Below are 16,678 nucleotides of genomic sequence, written 5' to 3'. Positions count from 1 at the left end.
TTTATGACTCAATATGAACAACATGATTGGGACCGAATTCCTGTATGGAATAAAGAAAGCTTAAAAGACAGTTTCATTTTAATGAATGACCAAATTAATGGTCGCATTCCTGTTACAAAGTTAGAGCACTGGAATCAATTTACTTCATTTTTAGATACTGACTTTTGTAATCGTAAAACAGTTGAGCTAGTTTTCCGTGGGCATAGACGTTATGACTGGGGGCTAACACCAACTTTAGCTCGGTTTAATGAACAAAATACAATTGATAAAAAGTTGGCTGAGGCGCAGTTGAAACTTTTTCGTAAAGCTATACGTGGCAGAATTTCTGATCACTCTTTGTTTAATAGTGGTGATAAGCGAGAGGATGATGAGTTGTGGGCAATTGGTCAACATTATGGATTAAAAACGCCATTGTTAGATTGGACATATTCACCTTACGTCGCTTTATTTTTTGCTTTTGCTAAGGCAGATGAAGCTGAGGAAACAGATAATCCCTATAGAGCCATTTATATTCTAAACAAAACGGCTATCTCAGATGATGAGTACTTTAATGATATTCGAGTGCTAGAACCTCGAAAAGATGATCATGGACGTTTGGTCAATCAAGCGGGACTTTTTATTTTTTCACCCAATGATCTCACGATTGAAAATAAATTGATCGAAGTTCTTGGAAGCGAAGAGTATCCAGATGCAGAACTAAGGAATGCTTCACAAGATGAGGGGGAAGAGCCTGCTATTTTAGCTAAGTATATTTGTAAAGTCTTTATCAAGAATGTTCAGCAAAAAGAATGCTTAAAGTTTTTGAGACGTATGAATGTTCATCATGCAAGTTTGTTTCCTGATCTTATTGGTGCTGCAGATTATTCAAATATTCTAATTGAAGAGTGGGAGCAAAATAGAAAGGATAAAGAAGCTATTATCTTACAACCTGAACCAATAATTATTGCCCCACCAAGTATCGATACTGAGATTGTTGTACCTAAGCCAAGTCTTGAGTCACAGGATGTGGCACCGATCCTTGAATTATTGATTAATTCTTTACAGCAAGAAGAAACTTTAGAAAAGGATTTAATAAATAGGATTGCTTCCGAGATAGTAAAAATCATTACAGAGTATAAAGAAGTTGATTTTGAAGAAAGAGATGATCTTGCCTTAGAGTTGCAAGCAAAGCTCCGTTTAGTTTTGAGGAGGTTGAACTATCCTGAAACTCATAGGGAAGTAGTTATTGATAATATTTTTGATTTTGTGATACAGGGGGAATCTTAACCATGAATGAAACACAACTAGAAAATTTATGTTTAGATTGGTTTTCTGAAAATGGTTGGGAAGTCGTTCATGGTATTGATATTGCGCCCGACAGCAGTAATCCCCTACGCAAAGACTATAAACAAGTCTTAATTGAATCAGACTTACATGCTGCATTTGAACGATTAAATCCGCATCTTCCCATAAATTGTTTTGAACAAGTCTTACAAAAGCTGAATCAACCTGAAAGTTTAGATATTGTCACCAATAATCGCGCTTTCCATCGTATGTTGTTGGAAGGTGTACCTGTCACGTATAAGAAGCAAGATGATTGGGTACATGACCATGCCTTCTTAGTGGACTTTAATCATGTGCATCAAAACCGTTTTGTTGCGGTCAATCAATTTACGATTCTAGGCACCAAACAACCTAGACGCCCTGACATCATCTGTTTTATCAATGGTATTCCGTTTGCCGTGTTGGAGCTAAAAAGCCCAACCGATGAAAATGCAGATATCTGGGATGCCTTTAACCAGTTGCAAACTTACAAAGAAGAAATCTCGGATCTGTTTGTATTTAATGAAGCTTTGGTAGTCAGTGATGGTGTAACAGCACGTGTCGGTTCACTGACGGCGAATCAGGAACGCTTTTTACCGTGGCGTACGATCAAGAATGAAGATGATAAACCCGTTTTAGAATGGGAGTTAGAGACAGTTATTCGAGGCTTCTTTGATCGAGAATTGTTCCTAGATTACATTCGATTCTTTGTGTTGTTTGAAACAGATGGCGAAAAGACCATTAAGAAAATTGCAGGCTATCATCAATTCCATGCGGTTCGGGAAGCGGTACATGCGACCATTGCAGCAGCCAATCCAAGTGGTGATAAGAAAGCAGGCGTTGTATGGCATACCCAAGGCTCGGGTAAAAGTATCTCCATGTGTTGCTATGCAGGTAAACTTTTACAGCAGCCCGCTATGCACAACCCAACCTTGTTAATCGTGACTGACCGTAATGACTTGGATGGACAGCTCTTTGAAACCTTTAGCAATGCTCAAGAATTATTAAAGCAAACCCCAGTACAAGCCAATAACCGTGATGAGCTAAGACAGCTTTTGGCTGAGCGTGAGTCTGGTGGAATCATTTTTACTACAGTACAAAAGTTTGCATTATTAGATGGTGAGAGTGAGCATCCATTATTGAATGGACGCCATAATATTGTTGTGATGTCAGATGAAGCACATCGTAGCCAATATGGTTTGAAAGCAAAACTAAACAATGATGGCACATACAAGTTCGGCTATGCCAAGCACATGCGTGATGCTTTAAAGAATGCTGCTTTTATTGGCTTTACTGGAACTCCAATCTCAAGTGAAGATAAAGACACCCGAGCCGTCTTTGGCGACTATGTCTCCATCTATGATATTCAGGATGCCGTCGATGATGGTGCAACAGTCCCAATCTACTACGAATCACGCTTGGCAAAGTTAGATATTAATCAGGCTGAAATCGAAGAGCTATCTGATCAAGTTGATGAGGTTGTAGAAGATGAAGAATATGTTGGTAACCGAGAAAAGACTAAAAGTGAGTGGAGCCGACTAGAAAAGCTGCTGGGTGCCACACCACGGCTGAAACAGATTGCTGCGGATTTAGTCGCACACTTTGAAGCTCGTACTGAAGCGACGGCGGGTAAAGGTATGATTGTGACCATGAGCCGAGAGATCTGTGTCCACCTTTACAATGAGATTATTGCCTTACGTCCAGATTGGCATGACCCTGATCCTGAAAAAGGCAAAATCAAAATTGTGATGACGGGTTCAGCTTCAGATAAACCATTATTACAGCCGCATATCTACAATAAGCAAACTAAAAAACGTCTTGAGAAACGCTTTAAGGATGTAAACGATCCTTTGCAGTTAGTGATCGTGCGCGATATGTGGCTTACAGGTTTTGATGCGCCTTGTACGCACACCATGTATATCGATAAGCCAATGAAAGGCCATAACCTCATGCAGGCAATTGCACGCGTGAACCGGGTATTTAAAGATAAGCAGGGTGGTCTTGTTGTCGATTATATCGGCATTGCCAATGAATTGAAGCAGGCTTTAAAAACTTATACTGATGCCAAAGGGAAGGGTGAGCCGACTTTACGTGCAGAAGAAGCCTATGCGGTTCTTGCTGAAAAGATGGATGCGATACGGGGAATGTTTGCTAAAACCAATGAACAGGTAGGCATGGATTTAAGTGCTTACGAAACTCAGGCACACCGACTGATTATCCCCGCAGCTAACTATGTGCTGAGCTTGAAGGATGGTAAAAAGCGTTTTCTTGATTTAGTTCTGGCAATCAATAAAGCCTTCTCTTTATGCAGCACCTTGGATGAAGCGAAGAACCTGCACAAAGAAATTGCCTTTTACTCAGCCATTAAAGCGGTCATTAGCAAGCATACCTCTGTAGATCGTAAACTGTCGCAAGCTGAAAAGGACAGTACGCTAAAACAGATTCTGGATAATGCTGTCATTGCTGATGGCGTAACAGATGTCTTTGCAATGTGTGGTTTGGATAAACCGAACATTGGTCTGCTATCAGATGAGTTCTTAGAAGATGTAAGGCAGATGCCATACCGTAATTTGGCAGTTGAACTGTTGGAAAAGTTACTCAATGATGGCATCAAAGCAAAGACGCGAAACAATGTGGTACAGGAAAAACGCTTCTCTGACCGTTTGCAGGAAACCTTGAGGAAATACAATAACCGAGCTATTGAAACCTCTCAGGTCATTGAAGAACTCATTCAAATGGCAAAAGAGTTTCAGGCCGAAATGCAGCGTGAAGCTGCACTTGGTTTGAATCCTGATGAAATCGCTTTCTACGATGCCTTGGCGAATAATGAAAGTGCGGTCAGAGAGCTTGGAGACGATACGCTGAAACAGATCGCACGAGAGATTACAGAGAAGCTACGGAAATCAACGACTGTCGATTGGCAGGTTCGGGATAGTGTGCGTGCTCAGCTGAAAATATTAGTACGTCGTACTTTGCAGCGTTGGAAGTATCCACCTGATAAAGCAGCTGAAGCGATTGAGTTGGTGATGAAGCAGGCTGAGCAGTTGTCGAATGCTTGGACCAATACATAGTTTCATTTTAATCCACAGGTTTACTTCTTTTTTTATAAGATGTTTTTGTCTTGATTTTTGATGAACTTTTTTTTCAATTGTTTATACATTCTTAATAAATCTATTTTTTGGAAAATTATATTATGGCATTTAAAAAACCGATTTTAAAAACAGCTGTACCAGAGAGTCCAGATAGACTTTTCATTGACTTACCTCGTAGGAAACATGCAAGCTTATTTGATCACCAAGGTCAAATTTTAAGAAGTTATGTCGAACAAGCATTAAATGAGAAAGACGTTGCTATTCAACTGCCTACAGGTAGTGGTAAAACTTTAGTTGGCCTGCTATTAGCGGAGTGGAGGAGAAGAAAATTTAACGAACGAGTAGTATTCTTATGTCCTACCCGACAACTAGTAAATCAAGTCGTGGAAGAGGCGAATAATAAATATGGTCTACAAGTTGAAGGTTTCGTTGGTTCAGCTAAACATTATTCGCCTGATGCAAAGTCGGCGTATTTAGATGGTAATAGAGTTGCTGTAACTACTTATAATAGTTTATTCAATACTAGACCTTTCTTTAATAATGCTGATGTCATTATTATTGATGATGCTCATGCTGCAGAAAACTATTTACAATCTCTTTGGACTTTCAGTGTTAGTCGTACTGAGGAAAGTGATCAGATCTTGTATAAGGCGATATCGGGAGTTTTAAAGTCCGTTTTACCCGAACAAAATTTTGCAAGATTATCAGGAGCATGGTCTGGTATAGAAGATGCAACATGGGTTGATAAAATACCTACAAAAAAATTATTAACTATTGCTCAAGATTTAAGAGCAGCAATTAATGCTAATTTATCAAATGAAAATGATCAAAAATATGCATGGAGTATGTTGCAAGATCATCTAAATGCATGCCAACTTTATGTATCATCTAACGAAATTCTTATTAAACCTTTAATTCCACCAACATGGGTACATAGCCCATTTGCAAATGCGAAGCAAAGAATATATATGTCTGCCACTTTAGGTTTAGGGGGAGACTTAGAGAGATTAACTGGTAGACCTAATATTAAGAGGTTACCTATTCCTGCTGGTTGGGATACTCAGGGTATTGGGCGTAGATTTTTTATTTTTCCTGAAAAATCATTAGATAGTGAACAAATAGTTCAATTGAGAAGAACGTTAATGACCAAAGCTGGTCGTAGCATAGTCTTAACATCTAATAATGAATCTGCTAAAGAAATTTCAAATGATATCGATGTACATTTAGGTTTCCCTGTTTTTACCGCAAGCGAGTTGGAAAATAGTAAGTTAGATTTTATTAAAGAGAATCAAGCAGTAGCAGTAATTGCAAATAGGTATGATGGTATAGATTTTCCTGAAGATGATTGCAGATTATTATTCGTTGATGGACTTTCTCAATCTACCAATCTACAAGAGCGTTTTTTCATAAATAAAATGGGAGCTAGCTTACTATTTAATGACCGGATTCAGACGAGGGCTCTACAAGCTATTGGGCGTTGTACTCGTGGACTCAATGATTATTCTGCAGTAATAATCACGGGAGATGAATTAAGCTGTTATTTAACAGATTCAAAAAAACGAAAATATTTTCATCCCGAACTCCAAGCAGAACTTGAATTTGGTATTTACCAATCTACTGAAGCAGATATACAAGATTTAATTGAAAATTTTGAAATTTTCTTTGAACATGAAACTGATTGGGAGGATGCAAATCAATCGATTTTGGAAAGTAGAGCCATTGCTGTGCAAGAGCAATTTCCAGCCATGGAAGAATTATCTAATGCTGTTAAATACGAAATTAAGTGGCAAAAAGCTTTATGGAGTGGTGATGCTATAGAAGCACGAGAAGCAGCACGAGAGGTTCTAAGTTTCTTAAAGCATCCTGATTTGAAGGGCTATAGAGCACTATGGCAGTATTATGCTGGTTCAGCTGCAGATCAGGCATATTTAGAAGGACATACCGGTTTTGATGCGGTTGCTCGTGAACATTATTTACAAGCAAAAAAAATAGCTATTGCAATACCTTGGCTTACTTCTCTTTCAAGAGAAATGAAGCTTGTATCTGATGAAGAAAAAGAAGATCAAAAAAATCTATTGGTAATGCAACAAATTGAGCAAATTGAAAGTAATTTGATGAATTTAGGATTGATTTCAAATACCAATTTTGTAGTCAATGAGGCAAAAATTAGAAAAGGACTCAGTAACCCAGAATCATTTGAAATGGCACAAGTTCAACTTGGTAAATATCTCGGTTTTAATGCTGATAAAGTTGAATCTGAAGCTTCACCTGATCCTTGGTGGTTTAAAGGTGACTTCGTAATAATTTTTGAAGATCATGTTGATGCAGAAAATACTTCCTCTTTAAGCGCAAGTAAAGCAAGGCAAGCAGCATCTCATCCAAAATGGCTGCATGAGCATGACCAATCATATAGAAATTGTAAAATTTTACCGGTCATATTAACACCTGTGAAGAACGCAAGAGATGGAGCACTTCCACATCTTGAAGGAGTAAGCTATTGGGGAGCTTCTGAGTTTATTGAATGGTCAGAGAAAGCGCTAAATGTCATTAGAGAATTAAGAAAAACATTTGATGGTCCTGGAAACTTAGCATGGAGAGCTACAGCTGCTGAAGAGTTATCTAAAATTAATGCTGATGTTTTAGGACTATATGAGTGGCTGTCTAATAGGCCTGCTCAAAAATATTTAAATCGTATTCCTGATTAAGTCAATTAAACCTTTAAACTTGCTTTAAATTAATTTAAGGCAAGTTTACACCAAATTTACGCCATTAAAAATTAAAATTATTATAATTAATTGTTTTTAAATAATAATGTTTATTAGTTTGTCCAATCCATCATCGGTGCAACACTGATTCGTGGAGATTGAGGGGTTTCAATGGTTTTGTCAGTATTCATTAAAAAATCAGGCTCTTGATCAGTGTTTATCAGCTTTTGTCTGCAAAGACATGGTGAACAACCTATGTCTTAGAGCGGAAGCGGTGCAAAGAAATATGTGGGAAATTACATGAAAATCAGATGTCGCAAAGCCAAAGCGTCAATCCATTTATTGAGCAAGATACAGCACAATGTAATGAGCTGAAATGCATTCATTACCGATAGGAGGATCTTTGGGAGTGGACGAAAAATGAAACTCGATGCTTCATTTTATTCAGGTATTTCCGATAGCACGTAATACTATCACAAAAATGGAATACATTCATTGAGAGGTATTATCTGCTTTTATCAAGCTTAGAATTTATAATTAATGGTAAGAGGAGCAGCCAATATTCATTAGATACATTGAAATATAGAAAACAGAATGTTTTTTTTCGATAGAACATTCACACTGAACTTGTGGGATTTATCAATCACTATGGTCCTAGCAGGATTGAATTGAATTTAGCTTAATCATTCAGTATGTTGAATACATAGAAGAATAAAGTATAGGAAAAGCCGATGTTGCTTTTAGAAGAAATTTTTAAAACTAAAAAAGTACAACAGAGTGATGAGTTTAATCTGAGAATACATCGTGGGCTGAGTTGGTTAAAGCAAGCATTCCTGCTCGATCATGATCCCGATTTGCAATTTATCAGCCTCTGGATTTCTTTCAATGCGATATATGCACAAGACTTGGGTCAAAGTCAGGACAAACAGAGTTTACGTCAGTTCTTACATTTAATTTGCCAGCATGATGCCGATCATAGAATTTATAGCATTTTATGGGACAAGTTTAGTCAACCCATTCGTATGCTCTTAGACAATCAATACACCTATCAAGGCTATTGGGACTATCAAAATAAGAAAATTGGTTTAGAGGTTTGTAAGGCTCAGCTTGAACAAGAAAAGAAGAAAGTGGCGAAAGCGTTACAGCAGAAGCATTCGGTTGATGTTTTACTGATAGTGTTTAACCGTTTATATACCTTGAGAAATCAACTGATGCATGGTGGTTCAACCTATAAGAGTTCATTGAACCGCAAGCAGCTACAAGATGGCTGTCAAATTTTATCGGCTTTGCTGCCCGCATTTCTGTACATTGCTTTGGAGAATGCCGATAGTCTCGACTTGGGTAAACCTTTTTACCCCGTAGCTCAGGTCAGTTAGCGCTCAAAATGAAGTGCCCAAACAAAAAGACAGTTTACTGAGTAAACTGTCTTTTTTGAGGGTTAAGCAATACCCTGTTTTTTGCTATACAGGGTATCCAGCAGAGCAAAGACACCCGCCATCATCACCAGTGTAATACCGACCAAACATGTACTAGTCCAGCCGCCGTGATGCCATGCATAGACACCCAGTGCTGAGCCACACGCACCACCAATAAAATATAAGGTCATATAGATGGAGTTCACCCGCGACTTCGCATCGGGGCGTAAACGGAAAATCACGTTTTGGTTACAACTATGTGTAGTTGCAAGTCCTAAGTTAATCAGTGCATAACCGATGATGTAGCTGATGAGTGAACTCCCGCCTAAATATAGGAACACCCAACTGAGGGCTAAAGTCCCACAGCCGACCCACGTCAAAAGCAAGGTATAACCGCGATCAGCCCATTTACCAATCCACTGGGTGGAGAGTGCGCCAAATACGCCGACCAAAGTCACTACGCCGACTAAAATATCCGAAAGTTGAAATGGCTCAGCGGTTAAAAGTAGAGCTATGGTGGAAAAGAGCATGCTCATGGCAGCAAAAGCAAATCCACCCGTGATTGAGCGAAACACCAAACGAGGCTCTTGTTGCAGCAGACTCCCCATGGACTTAAAAATGTCGAAATAGGTGATTTTGAGTTTTGGTAGTTGCGGCAGTTTTCCTTTCATCAGAAGAGCCAAAGCAAACATGGCGATGCCACTCAGCACATAAATCATTTTCCAGTGCCATAAGTCTGAGAGTAATCCAGCCACACTGGTCGACAGTAAAATCCCGACCAATAAGCCACTCATAAGGAAACCGACCACTTCTCCCGTTTTTTCAGGTTTGACTGCCATCGTAGCCAGAGGAATCAGCACTTGTGCTGCAACTGAAAAGAGTCCTGTAATAATGGTGCCTAACCAGAGCATCGATAAGTTTGTGGATGTCGCACAGATAAACAGCCCAGCAGATGCGCCAAACATCAGGAATGGAATCAGTTTGGCTTTGTTCAGCATGTCGCCTAAGGGCACAATGAACAGTAAACCCAAAGCATAGGAAACTTGCGCAAAGGTCACGGTCAAAGCCACTTGTTCTTCTGGTGCTTGAAAGCTTTGCTGAATAGAGGAAATCAAAGGCTGGCAATAATAGTTTGCCCCTGCACATAAGCCGCAGACAATTGCCATCAGCCAGAGCAGAGATTTGTCTCGACTGATGTCGAAAGAAGTATTCATAATGAGCCTTTGATGAGGGAGTATTTTTTAGAATGACGTTTACATCGTGCTTGAGTTAAATAGATGCATCGTTTCAGAAATTGTATACGAAGCTGGGACAAAAGCCTAAAACAGGTGAGAAATGACCGCATCAAAAATGAGTCGAAGATCAAGACACAGAAAATAGCATGACCTGTTCTCAGGCCGACGTTTTCATCTAATACAATCAAAAAATGATGATATTTAGAATTTCCTGTCAAAAAATAATAAAAATCTTTAAAAAATTCTGAACGCACCCGTCTATTTTGTATGAAATTGTTGCATTCGATCATTTTTACTCATCTTGCACATCAAAGATTTGGGACAAATTACTGAAATATTCATCTATTTAAGGTGGTTTTGCTCAATTATGGTGCATTTTTGCTTAAGGCTAGTGCGTCAATGCACGCCATTATCATCCCATAAAATATGAAAAAAACATTTTTGTTGGTCGTTCCGCGTTTTAGATCTATTTAAACGTGATTAATCCTTCCTCGTATTTTTATATGATCCACTTCAAATACACGTTTCAGTTGGACTAAATTTTGAGCATTGGCATTTTTGATCGATGAAACATAGGAACAGGCCAATTCTAAGCTTTTGCAAATGGGGCAAAACTGTCATTCAAGTCAATGCCTGCAAAGTTTGCGCGACGGCAGATGGTAAAGCTCGATGAATGACAGGTTCGGGTTAATGTGAACGTGGTGGTTCATATTCTTGGATTGGTCAAAAAGATCAATACTGCGGAATTAAAGGACTTGGTTTTGTGCAAAAAAAGTGCAGATTTTAGTGTAAAAAGATCTGTAGCTCAGAATTTGAATAGAAATAAATCAATTTTTAAGCGGATTCAAAGTAAATAAACGAGATATCACCCAATATTTTTTATGAATCACCAGTTCAGTATATGGGTATTTATTAAATAAATAGTGGGTGGTATTTTAAAAAAGTTTCATTAGAATCCAAAAATTCATAAGAACATCCTGTGAGAAAACATTGCCTAATCGGTGATGTTTACTTTAAGAAAAACTAGCTTGAGGGACGCTCATGCAGATCGGAATTCCAGCCGAAACTGTCGTCGGTGAAAATCGTGTAGCCGCAACGCCAGAAACGGTAAAAAAGTTGATCAGTGCTGGTCATAGTGTAGTAATTGAACGTAGAGCGGGTGTGAAAGCTGCTTATATCGACAGTGCCTATGAGCAAGTCGGTGCTACGCTGACAGATGATGCCTATACCGGTAGCCAAATGATTTTGAAAGTACGTGCCCCTCAGGGTGCTGAAATTCAAAAGCTTGCGCCAAATACATCGGTTATTGCCATGTTTGACCCGTACCGTAATACGGAGCTTGATCAATTTGCATCACAACAAGTGTCTGCATTTGCTTTGGAGCTACTGCCACGAACTTTATCTCGTGCGCAGAACATGGACGTATTATCTTCACAAGCTAACTTGTCGGGTTACAAGTCAGTGCTTCTTGCTGCGGCAGAGTACCAGCGCATGTTCCCAATGTTGATGACGGCTGCGGGTACTGTAAAACCTGCACGTGTCGTGATCATGGGGGTCGGTGTTGCTGGTCTACAAGCGATTGCGACAGCAAAACGTTTGGGTGCTGTGGTTGAAGCAACGGATTTACGTCCGACTGCGAAAGATCAAGTGGAATCTTTGGGTGGCAAATGGCTAGACGTACCTATGTCAGCGGAAGAACAGCAAAAAGCAGCCGATGCTGCGAAAAACGGTTATGGTTGGATGCCAGGTGAAGACTATATCCGCGATCAAGCTATTATTGTGGACAAAGCTGTATCGAATGCTGACATCGTGATTACCACTGCACTTTTACCAGGTCGTAATGCACCACGTCTGATTAAGGCGGAAACAGTTGCCAAAATGAAACCAGGTTCAATCATCCTCGATATGGCGGTTGAAACAGGCGGTAACGTTGAAGGTTCTAAGAATGGTGAAAATGTTGTGACTGACAACGGCGTAACCATTTTAGGTATTCCAAACATTCCTTCTACAGTTTCAACTGAAGCTTCTGCTTTGTATGCACGAAATGTCTTGAACTTCTTAGATACTTTATTTGATGCAGAGAAAAACTTTGCTATCAATCCTGAAGAAGAAATTCAAAAAGCCCTTCTAGTAACTCATGGCGGTCAAGTACTGCTGAAGCGTGGTTAAGGAGATAGATCATGGTTGAAACAATTACAATTTTCGTCCTTGCCATCTTTGTAGGCTACTATGTCGTGTGGGGCGTTACGCCAGCACTACATACACCGCTTATGGCAGTAACCAATGCGTTGTCATCGATCATCGTGGTGGGTGCAATGATTCAAACGGTGGGGATTCCTGCAATTGGTGTTGATGCGAATGTTGCATTCCAAAGTGTGAATGTCGTGAGCATCTTAGGTGCGATTGCGGTGTTCTTAGCAAGTATCAATATTTTTGGTGGCTTCGCAGTAACTGCGCGCATGCTTGAAATGTTCAAGCCAAAGCAAAAGAAAAAAGAGGGCTAATATATGGAATTCATTCGAGACTATGCGGATTGGTTCTACCTGATTGGTGCTGTCCTCTTTATCTTAACTTTACGTGGTTTGTCTGGCCCGAAGACGGCGATTCAAGGTAACCGTTACGGCATGATCGCAATGGCGATTGCTGTAGTGACCACCTTCTTTGTGGCAGATCATCCTGTGATTTGGATGATTGGCGGTGCGATGGTGCTGGGTGCGATAGTGGGTATTGCCCGTGCGCGTACTGTACCTATGACGCAGATGCCTGAAACGGTCGCATTGATGCACTCTTTGGTGGGCTTGGCTGCGGTATTGATTGCGATTGCTGCAATTCTACATAACAACCAACTGACTGCGTTATTTGCACAAAATGAAGCTGCATTAACTGCTGCGGGTGTGCAACATGCACACATGAGCAAGGTTCATTTATTTGAATTGTTCGTGGGCTGTTTCGTCGGTGCGATTACCTTTACAGCGTCTGTATTTGCTTATGGTAAATTGGCTGCAAAAAAATGGGCGAAAACCATTTCTGGTGCATGGGTTAAACCTGTACAAGCACTGATTTTCCTTGCAATGTTGGCGTGTGGTGTGTATTTCTTCACAACAGGCAACATGAATGCATTTTGGGCTATGACTGCACTTGCTCTTGCATTCGGTTGGGTGTGGATTGCACCAGTCGGTGGTGGTGATATGCCGGTGGTGGTATCGCTATTGAACTCCTTCTCTGGCTGGGCAGCAGCAGGTATTGGTTTCACACTTGAAAACAATATGTTGATCGTTGCGGGTTCACTGGTGGGTTCTTCAGGTGCGATTCTGTCTTACATCATGTGTAAAGCCATGAACCGTTCAATCATCAACGTTTTGTTTGGTGGTGCAATGGGCGGTACAGCGGTAGCTTCTGCGGACAAAGGCGAACAAGCACAGCGTAACCATCGTTCTGGTTCAGCAGATGACGCTGGCTTCTTGATGTCAAATGCAGACAGCGTTGTGATCGTACCAGGTTATGGTATGGCGCAAGGTCGTGCACAAAATGCGGTGAAAGAACTGTGTGAAATCTTGAAAGAACAAGGTGTAAAAGTTCGCTTCGCCATTCACCCAGTGGCTGGTCGTATGCCGGGTCACATGAACGTACTTTTGGCTGAAGCAGACGTGGCGTATGAAGACATCTTAGAGATGGATGAGATTAACTCTGACTTCCCTGCAACAGATGTGGTGCTTGTGATTGGTGCGAACGACGTGGTGAACCCTGCGGCGAAAGACGACCCAACATCTCCAATTTATGGCATGCCAATTCTTGAAGCACATAAAGCACGTACCATTATGGTCATCAAACGTTCTATGGCGACAGGTTATGCAGGTCTAGACAACGATTTGTTCTATAACGAAAAAACCATGATGATCTTCGGTGATGCGAAAAAAGTGGTTGAAGATATGACCAAAGCAATCAATGGTGGTGGACACTAATCCTCCTCCTAGAGTGTATAAAGACCACCTTCGGGTGGTTTTTTTATGTTTGCAGCTTTTGCTAAGATGATGTGTATCTTTTCAATAAGAAAACAATATGAACATAAATCAGATCAGGTTTCAGGTACTGCTGATATTTGGTGTGTGCGTTTTGAGTCAAGCTACTCAGGCTCAGGTCTTCGAAATAAAAAATGCATCGAAACGCTATGATGTAAAAATGACGACGAACTGTATGGACAATAGCTGTGATGGACAAGCCAATATTGATCTTTACCTAAAAGGGATAACACAGCACTTTCAGTATTTTTCCTCGGCTGAATTGACGATGGATTTGGACGAAACTTACAAACCGTCTGTCAATGTGGTGCAGCTTTATGGTGAGCAAAGCGCATTAATTTTTGCTGACTTTAACTTTGATGGGAGTGAGGATGTCGCCATCCGTAATGGTAACTATGGTGCCTATGGTGGACCAACCTACGATGTTTATGTCTTTCATCGAACCAAGAATGAATTTTTTCTGAGTGAGGAGTTGTCGGCCTTAACCCATGAAAATCTGGGCATGTTTGAGGTCGATCCAAAACAGAAAAGAATATTAACCTTCAATAAAAGTGGGTGTTGTTATCACATCCGTTCGGAATATATCGTGATTCCTAAACACGGCTTGAGTCTAGTTAAAGAATTTATTGAAGATGCAACAGTTCAAGAGGGAAAGGTTAAAGTGACGGAGCGAATGCTGAATCGTGGTCGTTGGATAGAGAAGGTCCACTATTATGCTGTGGATGAGTACTATAAAAACTAAAAGCCATATTTTAGCAATTAGCTTATAAATTCATTTTGACTTCTTGTATGGTGTATCATTTTTTCACCTTGTTTGAATTGTCCATTTATATTGGTGGGCATGGATCATGATTAAATATCTGTAAGGTGTTGGAACACTGGCATTGATTTTGCAGTTGAGATGAATAATCTTTGGGGGATTATTCATGAAAAAAATAAAATACTTACTCTTCTTTGTGTGCTGTATTACTTTACCCAGTTTTGCTGCAGAGCCCCTGCCCGCACAGGCTCAAAATATTCAAGAAATTCGTCTCTCGCTTGACAGTGTATGGGTGGTGCTCGGTGGCATTTTGGTGTTTTTCATGCAAGCAGGTTTTGCCCTGATTGAAAGTGGTTCGGTGCGCTCTAAAAACACCATTAATGTACTCATGAAAAATTATATGGATGCGTGTTTAGGGGGCTTGGTCTTTTGGTTGGTTGGCTTTGGTTTGATGTTTGGTGTCAATTCGAGTGGCTGGATAGGAACCTCACATTTTGCCCCCAATGCCATGGATGACTGGCACTGGAACCTCTTGTTCTTTCAAATGATGTTTGCTGCCACAGCCACGACGATTGCCAGTGGGGCGATGGCTGAGCGGATTCACTTTGTGGCGTATATCGTGAGTGCTGCGGTGGTCAGTGGTTTGATCTACCCGATTTTTGGTGCATGGGCTTGGGGGAGCTTATTTGATGGTGAAGGTTGGCTAAAAGCCATGGGCTTCATCGACTTTGCTGGTTCAACAGTGGTGCATTCGATTGGTGGATGGGTGGCCTTAGCTGGAATTATCGTGCTGGGACCCCGTTTAGGGCGGTTTGGGCGCAATGGACAGGTCCATTATTTGGCAGGGCATAATTTACCGTTGGTGGCGCTAGGCGGTTTTGTTCTATGGTTGGCATGGTTTGGTTTTAATGCGGCCTCTACTGTGAAGGCGGATGTGAGTATTGGGCGGATTGCCTTGAATACGCATTTGGCGGCGTGTGCTTCGGCAGTTGCCTATATGGTTTATACCCTAATACGTGGTAAAGCAATTTTAATGCGCGGCACCATTAATGCCTCTTTGGGTGGACTGGTTGCAATTACGGCGGGCTGTGCAACCATGAGTCCAGTGTATGCCATCATCAGTGGTGCGGTTGCAGGTGTGCTGGTCAGTATTTTACCAGTGGTGATGGAAAAACTTCGCTTGGATGATGTAGTTGATGCGGTGACTGTACATGGTTTTTGTGGGGCGTGGGGTACATTGGCTGCGGGGCTATTTTTTGAAAACAATATGTTTAATGCGGGGATCATTGCGGTACAAGGCTTGGGGATTTTGACAGCCTTTGCGTGGGGTTTTGGTGTGGCATTGATCGTCTTTAAAGTCTTGGACCTCGTTCTTGGTGGTTTGCGGGTGAGTAAACAACATGAACAACGTGGCTTGGACTATACCGAACATGCAGAACTGTCTTATCCCGAGTTTCAGCGTGATGTGACGTTTGAAACTGATGATATGACCAAACGTCATTAATGAAAGAGGATAGCTCATGTCGACTGAAACATTAACTATTTTACAAAAACGCCAAGCGATCGAGCGTGGACTGAGTCGGTACTTACAAGGAACACTTTTAGAGCAAGTATTGAATCACTGGGAAGCGAAATATGGTGATCAACCCTCCTTTGTCCTGAATCGTTTTTTGAGTGAAATTTGCACCACAGAGGAATTGCGTTACTTTCGAAAGGACATGCTCAAAAATGTCTTGGCCGAGATGGCCCAAGTTGAAAAACAGGTTTTGTTGAATCCCTCTGCAAAAGCATCGAAAAGCGAACAAGGGGGAGCAGTGTTACTCGATGCATTGACGTTTTTTATGCAAAATATCTGTCAAGCAGTCAAAGCCGTTGATGTGCAGGAGTTTGAGCGTGAAGTGAAAATGCAGCTAGAGGCTTTATCCATTGTGATTGATAGGTATCAGGCCTTGAATGATCGAGCGGTGCTCGAAGCTTTGCCCATGACTCAATATGCGCAGATCTTGACAGTCTGTTATGAAAATTATTGTGAGTTTTATGGTCCTGCAAAAGCAGATCAACTCTATGCCCACGTGAAGCGCCAAGTGAAAGAGCGTTACCCAATGGTCGATATGCATCGCTTAATTTAAATAAAATTAGACATAAAAAAA

11 protein-coding genes are annotated in these 16,678 nt (G+C 40.8%); 10 read left to right on the top strand and 1 reads right to left on the bottom strand.

Annotation, left to right across the window (positions count from 1 at the left end; genetic code table 11):
• Positions 1 to 3: 3 nt before the first annotated feature.
• The 4 genes from AC4CU2_RS14275 (at position 4) to AC4CU2_RS14260 (ending at position 8,475) form a co-directional block, all read left to right on the top strand.
• Positions 4 to 1,266 carry an FRG domain-containing protein gene (locus AC4CU2_RS14275; RefSeq protein WP_419282579.1) on the top strand — a complete coding sequence of 421 codons (1,263 nt, stop codon included), beginning with the start codon at positions 4 to 6 and terminating at the stop codon, positions 1,264 to 1,266.
• 2 nt (positions 1,267 to 1,268) lie between these two features.
• Entirely contained in the window at positions 1,269 to 4,373 is a 3,105-nt protein-coding gene (locus tag AC4CU2_RS14270) for a type I restriction endonuclease subunit R (RefSeq protein WP_490768984.1), read from the top strand.
• Positions 4,374 to 4,495: 122 nt separating this feature from the next.
• Positions 4,496 to 7,099, top strand: a complete 2,604-nt coding sequence (locus AC4CU2_RS14265) for a DEAD/DEAH box helicase (protein ID WP_490768983.1) — start codon at positions 4,496 to 4,498, stop codon at positions 7,097 to 7,099.
• 731 nt (positions 7,100 to 7,830) lie between these two features.
• Positions 7,831 to 8,475 carry a HEPN domain-containing protein gene (locus AC4CU2_RS14260; RefSeq protein ID WP_262470229.1) on the top strand — a complete coding sequence of 215 codons (645 nt, stop codon included), beginning with the start codon at positions 7,831 to 7,833 and terminating at the stop codon, positions 8,473 to 8,475.
• Between the two features lie 62 nt (positions 8,476 to 8,537).
• On the opposite strand, the gene AC4CU2_RS14255 is transcribed toward AC4CU2_RS14260, so the two are convergent.
• Positions 8,538 to 9,728 carry an MFS transporter gene (locus tag AC4CU2_RS14255; protein ID WP_490768982.1) on the bottom strand — a complete coding sequence of 397 codons (1,191 nt, stop codon included), beginning with the start codon at positions 9,726 to 9,728 and terminating at the stop codon, positions 8,538 to 8,540.
• Between the two features lie 1,062 nt (positions 9,729 to 10,790).
• Between AC4CU2_RS14255 and AC4CU2_RS14250 the strand changes: the two genes are divergently transcribed.
• From AC4CU2_RS14250 to AC4CU2_RS14225, 6 genes are all read left to right on the top strand, one after another.
• Positions 10,791 to 11,918, top strand: coding sequence for an NAD(P) transhydrogenase subunit alpha (locus AC4CU2_RS14250; protein ID WP_004979125.1), 1,128 nt, complete (start codon positions 10,791 to 10,793; stop codon positions 11,916 to 11,918).
• A gap of 11 nt (positions 11,919 to 11,929) precedes the next feature.
• The gene (locus AC4CU2_RS14245; RefSeq protein ID WP_004692331.1) at positions 11,930 to 12,253 is read left to right on the top strand and encodes a proton-translocating transhydrogenase family protein; all 324 of its coding nucleotides are present in this window, start codon (positions 11,930 to 11,932) and stop codon (positions 12,251 to 12,253) included.
• A gap of 3 nt (positions 12,254 to 12,256) precedes the next feature.
• Entirely contained in the window at positions 12,257 to 13,711 is a 1,455-nt protein-coding gene (locus AC4CU2_RS14240) for an NAD(P)(+) transhydrogenase (Re/Si-specific) subunit beta (protein ID WP_004692329.1), read from the top strand.
• A gap of 97 nt (positions 13,712 to 13,808) precedes the next feature.
• A complete protein-coding gene (locus tag AC4CU2_RS14235; RefSeq protein WP_490768981.1) occupies positions 13,809 to 14,510 on the top strand; it encodes an XAC2610-related protein in 702 nt (233 codons plus the stop codon).
• A gap of 184 nt (positions 14,511 to 14,694) precedes the next feature.
• The gene (locus AC4CU2_RS14230; protein ID WP_490768980.1) at positions 14,695 to 16,032 is read left to right on the top strand and encodes an ammonium transporter; all 1,338 of its coding nucleotides are present in this window, start codon (positions 14,695 to 14,697) and stop codon (positions 16,030 to 16,032) included.
• A 16-nt stretch (positions 16,033 to 16,048) separates the two neighbouring features.
• Positions 16,049 to 16,657, top strand: a complete 609-nt coding sequence (locus AC4CU2_RS14225; protein ID WP_490768979.1) for a hypothetical protein — start codon at positions 16,049 to 16,051, stop codon at positions 16,655 to 16,657.
• The last annotated feature ends 21 nt before the right edge of the window (positions 16,658 to 16,678 follow it).

Source organism: Acinetobacter sp. 797_lipA (genome assembly GCF_058243025.1).
Note: the sequence above shows the minus strand (reverse complement) of the source record. Positions and strands in the feature narration are given on the sequence as shown.